This is a genomic window from Roseateles sp. GW821-FHT09G03, from assembly GCF_059416045.1.
Genome location: NZ_JBWKOK010000003.1, coordinates 119,598 through 136,810, shown reverse-complemented (window position 1 = coordinate 136,810; position 17,213 = coordinate 119,598). Strand labels below are relative to the sequence as shown.

At 69.5% G+C, this 17,213-nt stretch carries 12 protein-coding genes; 6 read left to right on the top strand and 6 right to left on the bottom strand.

Going from position 1 to position 17,213, the window contains the following annotated elements; all coding sequences use genetic code 11:
* Positions 1-165 precede the first annotated feature (165 nt).
* Positions 166-2,454, top strand: coding sequence for a GAF domain-containing protein (locus tag AC07OZ_RS12840; RefSeq protein WP_495467493.1), 2,289 nt, complete (start codon positions 166-168; stop codon positions 2,452-2,454).
* On the opposite strand, the gene AC07OZ_RS12835 is transcribed toward AC07OZ_RS12840, so the two are convergent.
* Complete coding sequence (locus AC07OZ_RS12835; protein WP_495467492.1) at positions 2,441-3,364, bottom strand: LysR family transcriptional regulator; 924 nt, start codon at positions 3,362-3,364, stop codon at positions 2,441-2,443. The two genes, AC07OZ_RS12840 and AC07OZ_RS12835, sit on opposite strands and share 14 nt — an antisense overlap.
* Positions 3,365-3,491: 127 nt before the next feature.
* Here AC07OZ_RS12835 and AC07OZ_RS12830 point away from each other — a divergent pair, with 127 nt between their 5' ends.
* Positions 3,492-4,508, top strand: a complete 1,017-nt coding sequence (locus AC07OZ_RS12830) for a uroporphyrinogen decarboxylase/cobalamine-independent methonine synthase family protein (RefSeq protein WP_495467491.1) — start codon at positions 3,492-3,494, stop codon at positions 4,506-4,508.
* On the opposite strand, the gene mmsB is transcribed toward AC07OZ_RS12830, so the two are convergent.
* The 5 genes from mmsB to AC07OZ_RS12805 all read right to left on the bottom strand — a co-directional run bounded on the left by mmsB (position 4,441) and on the right by AC07OZ_RS12805 (position 10,247).
* The gene (mmsB, locus tag AC07OZ_RS12825; RefSeq protein WP_495467490.1) at positions 4,441-5,334 is read right to left on the bottom strand and encodes a 3-hydroxyisobutyrate dehydrogenase; all 894 of its coding nucleotides are present in this window, start codon (positions 5,332-5,334) and stop codon (positions 4,441-4,443) included. The two genes, AC07OZ_RS12830 and mmsB, sit on opposite strands and share 68 nt — an antisense overlap.
* A 147-nt stretch (positions 5,335-5,481) precedes the next feature.
* Positions 5,482-6,615, bottom strand: a complete 1,134-nt coding sequence (locus tag AC07OZ_RS12820; RefSeq protein ID WP_495467489.1) for an enoyl-CoA hydratase/isomerase family protein — start codon at positions 6,613-6,615, stop codon at positions 5,482-5,484.
* A 9-nt stretch (positions 6,616-6,624) separates the two neighbouring features.
* Positions 6,625-7,428, bottom strand: coding sequence for an enoyl-CoA hydratase (locus AC07OZ_RS12815; RefSeq protein ID WP_495467488.1), 804 nt, complete (start codon positions 7,426-7,428; stop codon positions 6,625-6,627).
* 120 nt (positions 7,429-7,548) lie between these two features.
* Positions 7,549-8,709 (bottom strand): acyl-CoA dehydrogenase family protein, encoded by a 1,161-nt coding sequence (locus AC07OZ_RS12810; RefSeq protein ID WP_495467487.1) that lies wholly within the window; start codon positions 8,707-8,709, stop codon positions 7,549-7,551.
* A gap of 29 nt (positions 8,710-8,738) precedes the next feature.
* The gene (locus tag AC07OZ_RS12805; RefSeq protein WP_495467486.1) at positions 8,739-10,247 is read right to left on the bottom strand and encodes a CoA-acylating methylmalonate-semialdehyde dehydrogenase; all 1,509 of its coding nucleotides are present in this window, start codon (positions 10,245-10,247) and stop codon (positions 8,739-8,741) included.
* 196 nt (positions 10,248-10,443) lie between these two features.
* On the opposite strand from AC07OZ_RS12805, the gene AC07OZ_RS12800 reads away from it, so the two are divergent.
* From AC07OZ_RS12800 to AC07OZ_RS12785, 4 genes are all read left to right on the top strand, one after another.
* Positions 10,444-11,949 (top strand): helix-turn-helix domain-containing protein, encoded by a 1,506-nt coding sequence (locus AC07OZ_RS12800; RefSeq protein WP_495467485.1) that lies wholly within the window; start codon positions 10,444-10,446, stop codon positions 11,947-11,949.
* Between the two features lie 39 nt (positions 11,950-11,988).
* Positions 11,989-12,558, top strand: coding sequence for a DUF8617 domain-containing protein (locus AC07OZ_RS12795; RefSeq protein WP_495467484.1), 570 nt, complete (start codon positions 11,989-11,991; stop codon positions 12,556-12,558).
* 308 nt (positions 12,559-12,866) lie between these two features.
* Entirely contained in the window at positions 12,867-13,196 is a 330-nt protein-coding gene (locus AC07OZ_RS12790) for a CrpP-related protein (RefSeq protein ID WP_495467483.1), read from the top strand.
* Positions 13,197-13,866: 670 nt separating this feature from the next.
* The gene (locus AC07OZ_RS12785; protein WP_495467482.1) at positions 13,867-17,181 is read left to right on the top strand and encodes a sensor histidine kinase; all 3,315 of its coding nucleotides are present in this window, start codon (positions 13,867-13,869) and stop codon (positions 17,179-17,181) included.
* Positions 17,182-17,213: the final 32 nt, after the last annotated feature.

The window sequence follows — 17,213 nt, the reverse complement described above, 5'->3', positions numbered from 1 at the left end:
GTCGAGGTTGAATTTCAAACGCGTCGCCGACGTGGCGTCGCGCAGGCAATGTAGGCCGGCGGCAAGGCGCTGAAAAGGCGTCCGCCGACCGATCTCTTTCAAACGGCATTTGAAGATGCGGGCAAGGCGCAGGAGCCATCCGGGCGACAGCGCTAACATCCGCCGATGGGCACGGAGCAGCAGCACATCGACGCGATCGGCCGGATGGCGGTGGTGCCGACCATCCTGGACGCCACGGCGCGCCTCACCGGGATGCGGTTCACCGCCGTCGCCCGCGTGACCGACACCTCGTGGACCGCCTGCGCCGTCCGCGACGAGATCGCCTTCGGGCTCAAGCCCGGCGACGAGCTCCAGCTCGTCACGACGATCTGCAACGAGATCCGGCAGCACGGCCGTCCCGTCATCTTCGGCAGCGCGAGCGCGCACGAGCAGTTCCGCGATCACCCGACCCCGAAGATGTACGGCTTCGAGAGCTACGTCTCGATCCCGATCTTCCGCGCCGACGGCTCGTTCTTCGGCACGCTGTGCGCCATCGATCCGCGCCCCGCCCAGCTCGACGATCCCGTGCTGCAGCAGACGCTGGAGCTGTTCGCCAAGCTCATCGCGACCCAGCTCGATGCGCAGGACCTGGACGCCCAGCGCCAGGCCGCGCTGGCCGCGGCGGCCGACGCGCGAGAGTTGCTCGAATGGGAGAACCAGCGCATCACCGCGCTGCTCAACGAGCGCGAGCAGGTGGAGCGTGTCATCACCCGCGAACTGAACGACACGCGACGCCTCCGCGACGTGGCCGCCCGTCTGATCGGCACCGACGGCGGCTCGACCCTGTTCGGCGAGATCCTCGAGGCGGCCATCGAGATCCTGGACGGCGACGCCGGCACCATCCAGCTGCTGGACGAGCACTCGCACTGCCTGACCTTCCTCGCCTCGCGCGGCTTCAGCCCCGAGGTCACGGCGCACTTCTCGGTGGTGGATGCGTCGTCGGGCTCGCCTTGCGGCCGGGCGCTGGCCGCCGGACAGCGGACCTTCATGCGCTTCGACGACCCCGACGATCCCGACACGGATGGGTCCAACCGGATGCACCTGAACGACGGCGTGCGATGCGCCCAATCCACGCCGCTGGTCAGCCGGTCCGGGCGGCCGATCGGGATGTTCTCGGTCCACTGGGCCGAGCCGCGCGATCTCAGCGAACGCGAGCTCCGCTTCCTCGACCTGCTGGGTCGCCAGGCCGCCGACCTGATCGAACGCAACCAGGTGCAGGACGCGCTGCTGGCGCGCGAGCGCGAGTTGCAGGAGGAAGCCCGCCGCAAGGACGAGTTCATCGCCGTGCTGGCCCATGAGCTGCGCAATCCGCTCGCGCCCATCCGCAGCGGCATCGAAGTGCTCAAGCGCGCCAACGGCGACATGAAGCTGATCGAGCGCGTCCGGCCGATGATGGAACGGCAGATCGTCCAGGTGGTGCACCTGATCGACGACCTGCTGGACGTCTCGCGCATCCGGTCGGGCAAGGTGCAGCTCAAGCGCGATTGGGTGAACCTGCAATCGCTCGTCGAGAGCGCGCTCGAGGCGCACCGCGGCCAGATCACGGCGAACGGCATCGATCTGCAGGTGACGCTCGACGATCCCGCACGACAGCTCCACGTCGATCCGACGCGGCTGTCGCAGGTCGTCTCGAACGTGCTCCACAACGCGGTGAAGTTCACTCCCGCGGGCGGCCGCATCGCGATCCGCTCCACCGTCGAACCCGCCATGTCCGGAGAGGGCACGGAGCAGGTGCTTCGCATCACCGACTCCGGCGTCGGCATCGCCCCGGACATGCTGCCCGACATCTTCGACCTGTTCACGCAGGCGCGGTCCGACAGCTCGCGCCACGGCGGGATGGGGATAGGCCTGGCGCTGTCGCGCAGCCTGATGGAACTGCACGGCGGCGCGATCGAGGCCACCAGCGGCGGCGCCGGCCAGGGCAGCGAATTCGTGATCCGTCTGCCCGTGGAGGTCCGCGAGGCGGCGCCGGCGATCCTTGATCGCAGGGAGGACGACATCGACCTGGCCGGTCTCCGCGTGCTGGTGGTCGACGACAACCAGGATGCCGCCGACGGCGTCGCCATGCTGCTGTCGATGAGCAGCGCCGACGTGCGCGTCGCCTACGACGCCACCCGCATCGTCGAGGACGTCCGGGACTTCGACCCGGGACTCGTGCTGCTGGACATCGGCCTGCCCGGCATCGACGGCTACGAGGCCTGCCGGCGCGTGCGCGCGGCGGTCGGCCCCGCCGTCCATGTCGTGGCCTTGACCGGCTGGGGCCAGGAAGACGACCAGCGTCGCGCGACCGCCGCCGGCTTCGATGCCCATCTGACGAAACCGGTGGACCTGTCGAGCCTGGCGCGGATCGCGTCGACTGCGTCGCAGGCGTTGACCGCGTCAACGACGGCCAAGTCCCCGCTCAGAGCAGACTGACCGCCGGCAGCGTCAGCAGCGAGGTCTCGCGCATGATGCTCACGAAGTCGCTGAGGTAGGGCTTGCTGGCGAGCGAGGTGGTGCTCACCGCATACAGCCGCCCGGTCAGGCCCGCCTCGCCGATGCGCTGCTGCGCGACATAGCCGCGGGCGAGGTAGTTCTCGACGGCCCACAGCGGGAGCGCCGCCAGCCCGCGGCCGCTGGCCACCAGCTGCAGCATCGCGACCGTCAACTCGCTGGTGCGACGCGGCGGCGTCACGCCGGCCGGCTTCAGCACGCGGCGCACGAGATCGAGCATCTCGTCCGGCACCGGGTAGGTGATGAGCGTGTGGTCGGCGAAGTCCGCCGCCTCCAGCCACGGCTTGGCGAGCAAGACATGACCCTTGGGCAGCAGCGCGACGATCTCGAACTCGAAAAGCGGGTGCACGACCACCGCCGCCTCGTCCACATCCACGTCGGACACGATGGCCACTTCCGCGCGGTCCTGGTGCAGCAGCCCCACGGGGTCCGCATGGAAGCCGGACACGATGTCCAGCTCCACCTCCGGCCAGCGGCTCCGGAAGGCGTCCATCGCCGGCATCAGCCAGTCGAAGCAGGTGTGGCACTCCACCGCGATCCGCAGCTGGCCCGCGGCGCCGGCGGCCAGGCGGCGCAGGTCGCGGTCGGCCTCCTCCACCAGCGGCAGCACCTGCTCGGCCAGGCGCAGCAGGCGCTGGCCGGCCACGCTGAACTGCACCGGCTGGGTCTTGCGCTCAAAGAGCACGGCCTCGTAATGGTCCTCCAGCCCCTTGAGCTGATGCGACAGCGCGGACTGCGTGAGGTTGAGCAACTGGCCGGCGCGCGAGACGTTGCCGGCCTCTCGCACCGCCAGCAGCGTGCGCAGGTGTCTGAGTTCCAACGGCAGGTTCATGAATGGAATTGTTGATCGACTGAAAAACGTTTCGTTTGAATCATAACGAGCAAGCCGGGATCATCGGCCTTCGAATTCACCACGACGACGCACGACGACGCTTCAGATGATCCGGATCCATGAACCCATGCGCTGGCTCCGCCCCGTGCCGCACCCCGTGGCCGCCGCCGCCATTGCCAACGCGGCCAGCGCGCAGGATCGGCCGGCACCGGCGCCTGCGTCGCGCGCTGCCCTGTGGCGGGCGCAGCAGGCCAAGGGCCGCGACTTCGTGACCGTGGGCGCGCGGCCCGGCGTCGACGCGGTGACGCAGATGCTGTCGCTGATCGGCCTCGCCGCCGCTGAATTCGACAGCGCCACGACCTTCCAGTTGGACACGAGCGCGCTGCTGGCGGAGATCGACGAGGCCATCGCCCTGCCCGCCAGCCCGTGCGTGGCAGTGCTCGGCCCGGTGAGCCTGCTGTTCCTCGGCAGGAGCGTCGAGGAAGGGTTCGACCGGCTCGGCCTGCTGGACCGCCTGCTCCCCGTTTATGAAGCGCTGCTGACGAAGCTCGCGGCGCGCGGCGTGACCTGGGTGCAGATCGATGAGCCGCTGCTCGGCGAAGCGTTGGAGCCGGTGTGGCAGGACGCGCTGCGGCGGACCTACGCGCGGCTGCTCGGCGTGGACCAGCATCTGATGCTCACGACGGGCGCGGCGCTGCTGCCGGGCAACCTGGCGCTCGCCTGCGAGTTGCCGGTGGCCGGTCTGCACATCGACGCGCCGATCGATTCCGATGCGTTGAAGGACGCCGCGCAGCGGCTTCCGCGCGAGCGGGAACTGTCCGTGAGCGTCGAGCGCTCCGCTCGCATCAGCGCGGACACGAGTGTGGACGGGCACGCGAGTGCGGACACCTGCGCCGACGTGCGCGCGGCCGCCGATGCGCGCACCCTCGCCTCGCTGCGCGCGTTGCGTCAGCTGCGCGGCGGGCGTGTCTGGCTGGCCGGCGAACTGGAGTGGAATGTCCGCGACGGTGTCGAAGCCGCCGATGACCTGGTCGCCCTGCAACGCGCGCTGTGGCGCGACGATGCGGCGCTGGCGCTCACGGCGTCGTCAGCAGCTGCTGCACGCTCGAGAAGTCCAGGCCTCCCCGCCCAGCCCGGCTGTTGAGCGCATAGAGGTTGCGCGCGAGCTCGCCCAGCGGCACGGCCGCGCCGACCTGCAGCGCGGCCTCGACCGCGAGGCCGAGGTCCTTGAGCATCAGGTCGCTGCCGAAGCCGCCGCTGTAGCCGCGCGACGCGGGCGCTTCCGGCTTCACACCGGGCCAGGGATTGCAGACCTCGGTGGCCCAGCTGCGGCCGGTGCTCACGGCCATCATCGCGGACAGCGCCTGCGGATCGAGACCGTGCGACACGCCGAGCGCCAGCGCCTCGCCGGTCACGGCCATGATCACGCCCAGTGCCATGTTGTTGCACAGCTTGGCCACCTGGCCGGCTCCGGACGCGCCCATGTGGAAGATGTTCCTGCCCATCGCGGAGAGCACAGGGCGCGCGCGCTCCAGCGCCGCCGCCTCGCCGCCGACGATGAAGGTCAGCGTGCCCGCGGCCGCACCCGCCGTGCCGCCCGACACCGGCGCATCGATCATCGCGAGCCCGCGTGCCTGGGCAGCTGCCGCGACGCGCTGCGCGCTCGCCGGGGCGATGGTGCTGCAGTCGATGACGAGCGCACCCGCGGCGATGTGGGCGATCAGACCGTCGTCGCCGAGGAACAGCGACTCGACGTGTTTACTGGCCGGCAGCATCGAGATCACCACCGACGCGCCTTCAACGGCCGCCGTGGCCGACGGCGCCACGGTGACGCCCGCCTCACGCGCGGCGGCGAGGGCCGCTTCGCTCAGATCGAACGCCGCCACGGCGTAGCCGTTCTTCACGAGATTCGCCGCCATCGGCCCGCCCATGTGGCCGAGGCCGATGAAGGCGATGCGTTCAGCGGTCATCGCGTTTCCGGTTGCGTTTCCGGTTGCGTTGCTCATGGTCCCGTCTCCTTGTCTTGATGGCATGCGCTGCCATGTGGTCAATGCAATGCGATCGATGCGGTGTGGTCAATGCAATGCGATCGATGCGGTGTGATCGATGCGTTGAACTCAGCGCAGGTCGGCCAGCGGATGCTCGCCGGTGAAGCGCGCCGCCAGCAGCACGTCCAGATGCGCATCTCCGCCCTCGTCTTGCGCGGCGCCTGACCAGCGCGGCGTCTTGTCCTTGTCGATCAGCAGCGCGCGCACACCTTCGGCGAAGTCGGGGAAAACGCAGCAGCCGACCGAGGCCTGGTACTCCAGGCGGAACACTTCCGCCAAGGACGCGTGGCGCAGGCGACGCTGCAAGGCGATGGCCAGCGCTGCCGAGGTCGGCGAGCCTTTCTGGAAGGTCGAGCCCGCTGCGGCCAGCCACGCGTCGTCCTCGCAGGCCAGCGAACGCAGACGTGGCGCGATCGTCGCCAGCGCGTCGTGCGGACCGATCAATGCGTCGATGCGGTCGCGGTGCGGCGCCAGCTGGCTCGGCGCCAGCTCGGCGGCAGGCAGCGCGCGCAGCAGATCGTCGAGCCGCTCCGAGTCCGCGGCGCGTTGGCCCTCCCAGCGCGCATGCGCGATGCCTTCGAGCAAGGCGCCGTGATCCTCGGCGCGCGCCGCGCGATCGGCCAGGCCGGCCCAGAGCGCGTCCGCCGCGTTGAGCGGCGCGCCGGTGAGCGCGAGGAACAGCCCCGTCCGCCCCGGCAGCCGCGAGAGGAACCAGCTCCCGCCCACATCCGGATAGAGGCCCAGCGTGATCTCCGGCATCGCCAGCTTGCTGCGCGGTGTCACCACGCGGTGTGACGCGCCCGCCATCAGTCCGATGCCGCCACCCATGACGATGCCGTGGCCCCAGACGAGCAGCGGCTTCGGATAGCGATGGATCGTGTGGTCGAGGCGGTACTCGCGCTCGAAGAAATCGGCGGCGTCGGATGGGACCTTGCCAGGGCCGACCGCGCGCATCGCGCGGTACAGACCGACCACGTCGCCGCCGGCGCAGAAGGCCTTCCCGCTGTTGCCGTCGAGGATCACGCCCGCGACCTGCGGATCGTCGGCCCATGCGTTCAACTGCGCCTGAAGCAGATCGACCATCGGCAAGGTCAGTGCGTTGAGGCTGGCCGGCGCGTTCAGCGTCGCGTGGCCGAAGCGATGGCCCGACGCGGTCACCACCGTGCGGAACAGCACCGGTGCTTCGTTCTGAAGATCAGTCATTGACGGCCCTCAGGCGTTTCGCCACTGCGGGCTGCGCTTGCCCAGGAAGGCTTGCACGCCCTCGCGCTGGTCTTCGGTCTCGAAGAGTCCGATGAAGGCTTCGCGCTCCGAGGCGAGTTGCGACTGCGGCGGCGCGGTGCGCGCGCCTTGGATGAGTCGCTTGCAGGCGGTCACGCTGGTGGGGCTCTGCGCTTGCACGCGCTCGGCCCACTGCAGCGCCTTCGCCAACGCGCCGCCTTTGGGCACGAGTTCGTCCGCCAGTCCGATGCGCAAGGCCGTCTCCGCGTCGACGCGCTCGCCCAGCAGCACCATGCGCTTGGCCCAGCTTTCGCCGACGGTCCAGCTCAGCCATTGCGTGCCGCCCGCGCAGGGCAGCAGGCCGACGGTCGCCTCGGGCAAGGCCATCACCGCATGCGATTCCGCGATGCGCAGGTCGCAGGCCAGCGCGCATTCGAGTCCGCCGCCCATCGCGTAGCCGTTGATCGCGGCGATGCTGACGCCGCGGAAGCCGGCGAGCGCCTCGAAGGCCTCGCCGAAGCGGCGGGCCATCGTCGCGGCGACGCCCTTGTCGCCGTCGGCGAACAGCTTCAGATCGGCGCCGGCGCTGAAGAACTTCTCGCCGTCGCCGGTGATGACCAGCACGTAGATCTCGCGGTCACGGTTGAGGTCGCCGACCAGCCGCGTCAGCGCGGCGAGGCTGTCGGCGGTCCACGTGTGGGCGGGCGGATTCATCAGGGTGACGACGGCCGTGTAGCCGCGGCGTTCAAGGCGCAGACCAGCATAGGCGGTCGTCGTGTCGTGGGTGTCAGTCATGAGGTCACGCAAGTGAAGGTGTGAATGGGATCGAGGGGTTGCAGGTCATCTGCCTTCGACAGGCCGCTGGCCTCACCCCTGCCCTCTCCCGCAAGCGGGAGAGGGAGTAAGAAGGGCGCATCACCGGATCGCCTCCGGCGCCTGGTCCTGCAGCATCCGGCGCGCGACGATGACGCGCATGATTTCGTTGGTGCCTTCGAGGATCTGGTGCACGCGCGCGTCGCGCAGGTAGCGCTCCAGCGGGTACTCGCGGATGTAGCCGTAGCCGCCGTGGATCTGCAGCGCCTCGTTGCAGACGCTGAAGCCGATGTCGGTGGCCAGGCGCTTGGCCATCGCGCAATACACCTGCGCATCGGGCGACTTCGCGTCCAGCTTGGACGCGGCAAGCCGCACCATCTGCCGCGCGGACACCAGCTCCGTCGCCATGTCGGCCAGCTTGAACTGCAGCACCTGCATGTCCGCCAGCGCGCGGCCGAACTGGTGGCGCTCGTGCATGTAGCGCTGCGCCGCGGCCAGCGCGCCCTGCGCGGCGCCGACCGAGCAGGTCGCGATGTTGATGCGTCCGCCGTCCAGCCCCTGCATCGCGATGCGGAAGCCCTGCCCTTCCTCGCCCAGCAGATGCGCCGCCGGCACGCGCACGCCGTCGAAGGCGATGGCGCGCGTGGGCTGGCTGTTCCAACCCATCTTCTCTTCCTTGCGGCCGTACTGGATGCCGGGCGAATCGCCTTCGACGAGGAACGCGGAGATGCCGTCCGCGCCCGCGCCGCCGGTACGCGCCATCAAGACCAGCACGTCCGTCGCGCCGGCGCCGGAGATGAAAGCCTTGTTGCCGTCGATCACGTAGTCGTCGCCATCGCGCCGCGCGGTCGTGCGCAGCGAAGCGGCGTCGGAGCCCGATCCCGGTTCGGTCAGGCAGTACGACGCGAGCGTCACGCCGCTGCACAGGGCCGGGCCGAATCGACGCGCGATCGCTTCCGTCGCATAGGTGCTCACCATCCACGCCGCCATGTTGTGGATGCTGAGGAACGCGGTGGTCGACGGACAGGCCGTGGCCAGTTCCTCCAGCACGATGGTCGCGTCCAGCCGCGGCAGACCGAGTCCTCCGCATTCCGCCGGCGCATAGAGCCCGCAGAAGCCGAGTTCGCCCGCATGACGCAGCGTGTCGCGCGGGAAGAACGACTGCGCGTCCCAACCCGCCGCGTGCGGCGCCATCTCGTCGCGGGCGAAGTCGCGCGCCGCCTGCTGGAAGGCGCGTTGCTGCTCGTCGAGCTCGAAGTCCATCAGGTACTCACCGGTTCAGGGTTCGCGGCTCACTTGAGGCTGATCGTCGTGTTGACGCCGCCGGTGGAGGCATCGTCGAACCAGCGCGCGGTGACGGTCTTCGTCTGCGTGTAGAAGAGGACGACCTGCTTGCCGTAGGGGCCGAGGTCGCCGAGCTTCGAAGCCCGCGATCCGGTGAACGAGAACATCGGCACCGGCACGGGGATGGGCACGTTGATGCCGACCTGGCCGATGTCGATCTCATCCTCGAAGCGGCGCGCCGCCGCGCCCGACTGCGTGAACAGCGCGGTGCCGTTGCCGTTCGGGTTGGCGTTGATCATCGCGATCGCGTCGTCCAGCGTCGCCGCTTCGGCAACGCAGAGCACCGGGCCGAAGACCTCCTGGTCGTAGATCGTCATGCCGGGCTTCACGCCGCTGAAGATCGTCGGGCCGACGAAGTTGCCTTCCTTCAACTGGCCGCTGAGCGGCGGCAGGCGGCCGTCGAGCGCCAGCGTCGCACCGTCCTCGATGCCGCGGCCGATCAGGCTTTCGACGCGATCGCGCGCCGCGCAGGAGATCAGCGGTCCGACGTCGGTCGTCGCCGAGTCCCCGGCGCCGACGCTCAGCCCCTTCGCTTTCGCGATCAGGTCCGGCAACCACTCTCGCGCGGCGCCGACCAGCACCGCCACCGACACCGCCATGCAGCGCTGCCCCGCCGCGCCGAACGCGGCGCCCGCGAGCGCGTTGAGCGTCTGCTCCTTGTGCGCATCGGGCAGCACGACGGCGTGGTTCTTCGCGCCCATCATGCATTGCACGCGCTTGCCGGCTTTCGTCGCGCGGTCGTGCACCAGCGTGCCGACGCGCGTCGAGCCGACGAAGGAGATGGCGCGGATGTCCGCGTGGTCGCACAGCGCGTTCACGACGTCCTCGCCGCCGTGCACGACGTTGAGCACGCCCTTCGGAATACCGGCCTCGAGCGCGAGCTCGACGAGCCGCATGGTCACCATCGGATCCTGCTCCGACGGCTTCAGCACGAAAGTGTTGCCGCAGGCGATGGCCATCGGGAACATCCACAGCGGAATCATCGCGGGGAAGTTGAACGGCGTGATGCCGGCGCAGACGCCGAGCGGCTGCAGCAGGGTGTAGGTGTCGACGCCGCCCGCGACGTTGTGGGCGCGCTCGCCCATCTGCAGCGAGCCGATGTTGGCCGCATGCTCGACAACCTCGAGTCCGCGGAACACGTCGCCTTCGGCATCGGCGAGGGTCTTGCCCTGCTCGGCGGTCAGCGTCGCGGCCAGCGACTTGATGTTGTCGCGGATCAGCTGCTGGTATTTCAGGAAGATGCGCGCACGCTGGCCGATGGGCACCTTGCGCCAGGTCTTGTACGCGTCCTGCGCGGCGGCGATGGCGGCCTCGACTTCATCGGGCGTCGCCATCGGCACGCGGGCCAGACGTTGCTGCGTCGCGGGGTTGATCACGTCGCGCCACTCGGTGCTGCGCGACTGGACGAATTCGCCGTTGATCAACAACGGAATACGGGGCAACTCTTCGCGGCTCATGCACGGTCTCCAAGCGGTCGATGCCATCGTTGCGACCGATTCGCGGACCATTCCGCGGCGCACTCGACGGTGGATTGAATTTCACAGAGAATCTATCCACACACTTCGCAAGACGCCAGTTCTTCCTCTTGTGAAGCGGTGCCGCGGCAAAACACTCCACACGAATTCTGTGAAATCAGCGAATCCTGTGAAACGCATGACCAGCCCCACCGGCGCCCCGCCGAGCTCGTCCCGCAAGCTGTTCATCGGGCCGCGGATCCGCCGCCTGCGCGAGCAGCTGCAGTGGAACCAGGCCGAGCTGGCGAGCCGCCTGGGGCTGTCGCTCAGCTACGTCTCGCAGATCGAGACCAACCAGCGGCCGGTCACGGCGAGCGTGCTGATCAAGCTCGCGGAGGTCTTCGGCGGCGGCATCGGGCAGTTCTCGGAGGAGCAGGATCAGCAGTTGCTCGCTGACCTCGATGCGGCGCTGCGCGACCGCTCGCTGACGACGACGGTGATGGCGCCGGCACAGGTCGCGCGGCTGGTGGAACAGGCGCCCGAGCTGGCGGAATCCTACGTGGCGCTGCATCAGCGCTACCTGCGGCTGCAGGACGAGCACTCGCAGATGATCGACCGCTTCTACGGCGAGCAAGGCCGCGAGGCGGCAGGCGCGCCGCCCTCGTTCCGCGGCGAGCCGCTGCCGCACGAGGCCGTGCGCGATCACCTGAATCGCAGGAACAACCATCTCGACGATCTGGACCTGCGCGGCGAGCAGCTGGCGGCGTCGCTCGGTCTGGTGCCTGGCCATCGCGCGCAGCCGCTGCGCGATCTGCTGCTGCAGCGCTTCGGCATCAAGACCGAAGTGGGCGATGAAGGCGAGACGCGGGAAGAGACGACCGACGCCTTCCTCCGCCACTACGACGCGCGCCGGAAGCTGCTGCGCATGCCGCGGTTCCTGAGCGATGCGCAGCAGGCGTTCCAGCTCGCCACGCAGTACGCGCTGATCGCCGAGGCCGAGGCCATCGAGGCGGAACTCGGCGCCGGCGCCTTCGTCGACGAGGCGACGCGCGCGCTGGCCCGCCAAGGCTTCGCCCACTACTTCGCCGGCGCGACGCTGCTGCCGTATGGCGAGTTCCTCACCGCGGCGCGCAACGCGCGCTACGACATCGAGCTCCTGCAGCAGCGCTTCCAGGTGAGCGTGGAGACGATCTGCCATCGCCTCTCGACCCTGCAGCGCAACGGCAACCGTGGCGTGCCGTTCTACTTCGTGCGCGTGGACCAGGCGGGCAACATCTCCAAGCGGCAGAGCGCGACGAGTTTCCACTTCGCGCGGCACGGCGGCGCGTGTCCGCTCTGGCATGTGCACGAGGCCTTCGCGCAGCCGGGTCGTTTCCTCACGCAGATCGCGGAGATGCCCGACGGCAGCCGCTTCTTCGGCATCGCCCGGACCATCGAGCGGCACGGCGGTGGCGGCTACCTGGCGCGGCGCAAGCTGTTCGCGATCGGCCTCGGCTGCGACATCTCGCATGCGAGGGAACTGGTGTACGCCGAAGGCCTGAACTTCGACGAGAGCACGGTCTCCAAGCAGGCGATCCCCATCGGCCCCGGCTGCCGCGTGTGCCCGCGCGAGCACTGCGTCCAGCGCGCGTTCCCGCCCGCGGGCAAGGCGCTGGTGGCGGACAGCGACAGCGAGTCGTTGGTGTCGTATCGGTTCACGGGTTGAGCTCGATCCCATGAACCTCGAAGACACGAAGCACCTCCCATGAAGTTCGCATGCTCCTGCGGCCACGTCATCGTCGACCAGACCGACTTCCTGCCCTACAAGGCCTACCTGATCGCCGACCAGGATTGGGAGGACCATTGCGAAAGCTTCGAGGCAGCGTGGGAGTCCCGCCGAATGCTGGACCGCACGTGCTATCAATGCGGGCAGTGCGGCCGGCTGTGGGTCGACGACACGGGCGGTCAATTGCAGAGCTTCATGCCGGAGAGTCCGGCAGGCCATCGCATCCTGGGATCGTCGCTCGGCAAGGCTTGGCGCTCGCCGATGGTGGGCCGCTGGACAGACAGCCCCTATGGTGGCGCTCCCCGAGGCACGCTGTGGTGCAATGCCGCGCCTGAATTCCACCAGGACTTCGACGACTGGGGAGAGCTCGAGCGGGCCTACCACGCGCTGCTGTCCCAGCTCATTCATCAGGATCGGGTGAGATCCGCGTTCCTGTCGAAGAACGGGGAGACGCTCCATCAATGGTCGTTGGAGAAGACACCGAAGTCGGCAGACGGTTCGAATTCCGGGGGCTGGTGGCAACGTTGGTGGAAGTTCCGGCAGCGCTGATACTCCGCGCATGCCCGCCTATGCTTGGTCCTGCCTGTCCTGCGGCCGCTCGAACGCGCCTGCGTGCGAGCGTTGCAGCGAATGCGGCTGTCCTGCGGCGCCGCGCTCAAGCCAGATCGAAGACGCTCGGCGCCAGTACACGCAACGAGGCGGCACGCTCGAGAACGACGCCAGGATGGCGGCGACGTGGGACCCCGATCCCTTCGGTCTGCTGGTCAGGCTGTTTCTTGCCCTCCTGTTGGGCCACTGGCCCCGGCGCAGAGACGAAGGCTGAGTCGGCACCGACCCGTCTTCGCTGAGAGCGCCTAATGGAGTCCACGATCAAGCTGGAGTGGACGATGAAGCGCAGTACCAAACCCCACCCGGACAAGCCACAACGGTCCGATGACGCACGCGGACTGCCCACCGCGGAACGCGCGGAGCTGCAGCGGCAAGGCGCGAAGGCCGCGGCCCGTGGCGACCGGTCTTCCGGGAATCCGATGAACGAGGCGTCCAATCTGCCGACGAACACGGGGGAATGCTCCGACGTCTGGAAGGAACGCAAGGACGCGTGGCAGAGCGGCCACGAGGCCCAGACGAAGACCGACGACAAGACCACGCCCCGCCTCGAGATCGACCGCACGAAGGACGAGCACTGATCAGCCCGGCGCCACGCCCGGCAAGTTCTCTCCACGATTGCTCGATATCGGCCCGGATTACCGGGCGACCTCGCGTTGACGGTCCTCGCCAGCGGCCCCGGATCGAGGCCGCTGACGCATGACGCCAAGCGCGCCCCGTCTTTACGTCGGGAACGGCGGGCCACGGCCTCCGACTTGCTCCATCCGTGGAGCCGGTTCCCCGGCTCAACGAAAGTCTCATCATGAACCGCAGTACCTCGCCTCACGGCACGCAAGCCCATGGACCGTCGAAGCCCGAGAACGAGGACGACGACCCGGTGGGGGACAACAAGCCGGTGGGAGAAGGTCCTGAAGGGAGCGATGCGGGATCGCGAGATCCCCTCAACGGTCACCGCTCGGATGAAGACGCACGCAGCCGTCCGCAACGCCAGCCGTCGTCCGACAGCAAGCTGCCGCAATCCAGCCGAGGCTGAGGCCCAGTCCCCGCCTGACGAGATCTTGTTGGCGAACAGAGCGTGCGGACGACGCTGAAGCCGTTGCGTTCTGGCGAGCGGTGGCGTCGAGCCTGCGGACCAGAGGCTGAGCGCGGACTTCGCAGGCCACCAATCACCGGCCGACGTCTCCCATCCGGGCGACGCCCCCCTGCCCCCGCCGGTGGTATGTTGCGCGCTCCGCACCTCCGGCCCCCGACATGCAAGCACCCGGTCTTCGTCTGCTTCGTTCCATCGTCCGTGCCGGACTCGCGTTGCTGCTGCCGCTGCTCGGTCATGCGGGCGCGATGGCGGCGCCGGCCGCGCAGGCGCCCGCGCCGGACCGGATCACCCTCGACGAACTGCTGAAGCATCCGCCGCTGGACCAGCTCCATCACACCTCGTGGGGCGGGCGGGAAGGTCTCTTCGGACCGGTGTACGGACTCGCGCAGACCACCGACGGCTACCTCTGGCTGGGCACCGACCGCGGCCTGCTGCGCTTCGACGGCATCCGCTTCGAGACCTTCGAATCGCTCGCCGGGGAGTCGCTGCAGAGCAAGTCCATCATGACCTTGTTCGCGACGCCGGACAACGGCCTGTGGGTCGGTTTCCTGTCAGGCGGCGTTGCGCTGGTGCGCGGCGGCCAGGTGGTGTCGCAGGAGAAGCCGCAGGTCGGCGGCTTCATGGGGTCCACGCGCGCCTTCGCGCGTGAGCGGAACGGCACGATGTGGGCAGCCAGCACGCGCGGGCTCTTCAGGCGCGACGGCGACCGCTGGCGCCGCATGGGTCAGGCCGAGGCCTACCCGGAACCGTCGACGGGCGTGCTGACGATGGCCGTGAGCATCGACGACGACGACAACGTCTGGGCGGAAACCCGTTCGGGCCTGTTCGTGCGGGCCGCCGGGCAGACGCGATTCGCGCGGGTGTCCGTCCCCGGCCGGGGCATGCGGTACCTCGCCCGGGATCCGCAGGGGCGCATGTGGGGCGACGTCGAACGGCATGACGCGGCCGGTGTGTCCCACATGCGCTATCACCGGCTTCCGCAGCCCAACGCGGCGAGCGAAGCGATGGGGACCGGACACCCGATCCATCAGAGCACCTACATGCCGATCTTCGACAGGGACGGCCACCTCTGGTCCGGCGCGCTGGACGGGGTCACGCGGGAGCGTCTGCCGAGCCAGGAGCCCGCCGCCGACCTCGATCTGGCGCCGGAGGCGACCGCCGCGCCGCCGACACCGCTCGCCCCGTTCGTGCCTGCCCGCGGCGCACCGGCACCGGCAGGCGGCCAGGCCTACCACTTCCACCTGCCGGCGCTGCAACGGCTGACCCAGCATCAACGCCTGAGCGGCGACGAGGTGCTGCAGATCTTCCAGGACCGGGAGGGCGCCATCTGGATCGGCACGAACGGCGGGCTCGATCGGCTGCGGCCGTCGCGGCTCTCTCTGTTCCAGTTCCCGACCGGCATGTCCACGCTGGCGATGGCCGCCGGACCGCAGGGCGATCTCTGGTTCTCGTCGCGCAACGGCATCTTCCACCTCCCGTCGTCCGGCGCCGGGCCGGACCTGATCCGCTACCCCGTCGCCAACCCGTCGCTGAGCCGGGTCTTCGTCGGCGCCGACGGCACCGCTTGGTTCGGCGATGCCAACGGCCTGTCCCGCCTCGGCACGGACGGCCGGTTGATCGAGGAGAAGGGCACCAGCTTTCCCGACTGGAAGGGCATGCTCGTCGACATCGCCCAGGACCGGGCCGGCACCGTCTGGACCGCCACGCAGTTCATGGGCCTGCTGCGCCGCTTCAGCGATGGCCGTTGGGAGCGGCTGTCCGGCACCCGCGGTTTTCCGGCGTCGACGGTGCTGTCCTGCGTCACCGTCGACGGACGGGGCCGGGTCTGGGTCGGTTACTCCGACGGCCAACTGATCCGCGTGGACGAGGACGACCGCATCACCCCCTTCACCCACCTGGTCGCACTGCGGATCGGCGCCGTGCAGTCGATCACCGCGGGCCCGGGACACGTGTGGATCGGCGGAGAACGCGGCGTCCAGCGGATTGACGACGACGGCGGCCTCCATGACTTGCGCGCCGCGGCGGCGGACGCCTTCAACGGCGTGAGCGGCATCGTCGAGACGCCGCAAGGCGACCTGTGGCTCAACGGCGCGGCCGGCATCACCCGCATCGAAGCCGCCGACCTGCGCCGTGCGATGAAGGATCCGCGCGTCCTGGTGCCGCTGACGGTGCTGGACACGCTCGACGGCCTCCCCGGGCGCGCGGAAACCTCGTGGCCGTTGCGCACGGCGCTCCAGACACCCGACGGCCGGCTCTGGTTCACCGTGACCAACGGCGTGGTCACCCTGGACCCCGCCACGCTGGCACGCGGCGAAGGTCCTCCGGCCATCGACATCCAGCGCGTGTCGGTGAACGGCGCCCCGCTGAAGCCTCAGCATGGCGGCCTCGTGCGGGCCGTCGCGGGGACGCGTGACCTGCAGGTCGACTACACCTCGATGTCGCTGGCCATGCCCGAGCGCGTGAACTTCCGGTACCGGCTGCGCGGCCTGGAGACGGCGTGGCACGACGCAGGGTCACGTCGCCAGGCCTTCTATACCAACCTCGGTCCGGGCCGCTACGACTTCGAGGTCCAGGCCAGCAACGACGAGATGACCTGGAGCGCCGCGCCGGCCACGCTGGCCATCGAGATCCCGCCGACTTTCCTCCAGTCGACCGGTTTCCGCGTGCTCTGCGCCCTGGCGGTGCTGATCGCGATCGCGCTCCTCGTGCGCATGCGCCTGCGCCAGATCGAAGCGCGTGCGCGCGAGCGCTACCGCGCCCGGCTCGACGAGCGCACGCGCATCGCGCAGGACCTGCACGACACGCTGCTGCAGGGCTTCCAAGGCCTGTTGCTGCGTTTCCAGCGCGTGGCGTGGGGCATCCCGGACGGGTCGCCGGCGCGCGCGGAGATGGAACGCGCGCTGGACCAGGCCGATGCCGTCGTCATCGAGGGCCGCAACCGCGTCACCGACCTGCGCCTGCCGCCGCCGGACGTGGGCACGCTGGAGCAGACGCTGGAAGCGCTGGGCCGGGATCTCTCCGGCTTCCATGAGGCGGCGTTCCGTTCCGGCGTCGAAGGCTCGCCGCGGCTGCTGGACGCGCGCGTGCACGCCGAACTGGCGCTCGTGGGCCGCGAGGGGTTGTTCAACGCGTTCCAGCACGCAAAGGCGACGGCCATCACGCTCACCATCGCGTACACCGACAGCGCGTTCAGGCTCACCATCGCCGACGATGGCGTCGGCGTGCCGACCGCGACGCAGCTCGACGGCCACAGCCCCGGTCACTGGGGACTGAGCGGCATGCGCGAGCGCGTGACCGGCGTGGGCGGCAGCTTCGAGCTGCGCAGCGCGCCGGGCGCCGGAACCGAGGTGCGGCTGAGCATCCCCGCGGCACTGGCCTATCGTCGGCGCGACAAGCCGCCGCGCCTGCCGGCGCTACAGGGGTGGCTGCGCGACCTGCTGGGCCGCGCACTGCCGACGCGCGCGCCGGGCTGACGACGGATCAGACCTGGCGCTGGTTCACGCCG

Bases quoted from the DNA above. Each gene is read 5' to 3' on its own strand.
- AC07OZ_RS12840 (WP_495467493.1), top strand. From the start codon at position 166: ATGGGCACGGAGCAGCAGCACATCGACGCGATCGGCCGGATGGCGGTG.
- AC07OZ_RS12835 (WP_495467492.1), bottom strand. From the start codon at position 3,364: ATGAACCTGCCGTTGGAACTCAGACACCTGCGCACGCTGCTGGCGGTG.
- AC07OZ_RS12830 (WP_495467491.1), top strand. From the start codon at position 3,492: ATGCGCTGGCTCCGCCCCGTGCCGCACCCCGTGGCCGCCGCCGCCATT.
- mmsB (WP_495467490.1), bottom strand. From the start codon at position 5,334: ATGACCGCTGAACGCATCGCCTTCATCGGCCTCGGCCACATGGGCGGG.
- AC07OZ_RS12820 (WP_495467489.1), bottom strand. From the start codon at position 6,615: ATGACTGATCTTCAGAACGAAGCACCGGTGCTGTTCCGCACGGTGGTG.
- AC07OZ_RS12815 (WP_495467488.1), bottom strand. From the start codon at position 7,428: ATGACTGACACCCACGACACGACGACCGCCTATGCTGGTCTGCGCCTT.
- AC07OZ_RS12810 (WP_495467487.1), bottom strand. From the start codon at position 8,709: ATGGACTTCGAGCTCGACGAGCAGCAACGCGCCTTCCAGCAGGCGGCG.
- AC07OZ_RS12805 (WP_495467486.1), bottom strand. From the start codon at position 10,247: ATGAGCCGCGAAGAGTTGCCCCGTATTCCGTTGTTGATCAACGGCGAA.
- AC07OZ_RS12800 (WP_495467485.1), top strand. From the start codon at position 10,444: ATGACCAGCCCCACCGGCGCCCCGCCGAGCTCGTCCCGCAAGCTGTTC.
- AC07OZ_RS12795 (WP_495467484.1), top strand. From the start codon at position 11,989: ATGAAGTTCGCATGCTCCTGCGGCCACGTCATCGTCGACCAGACCGAC.
- AC07OZ_RS12790 (WP_495467483.1), top strand. From the start codon at position 12,867: ATGGAGTCCACGATCAAGCTGGAGTGGACGATGAAGCGCAGTACCAAA.
- AC07OZ_RS12785 (WP_495467482.1), top strand. From the start codon at position 13,867: ATGCAAGCACCCGGTCTTCGTCTGCTTCGTTCCATCGTCCGTGCCGGA.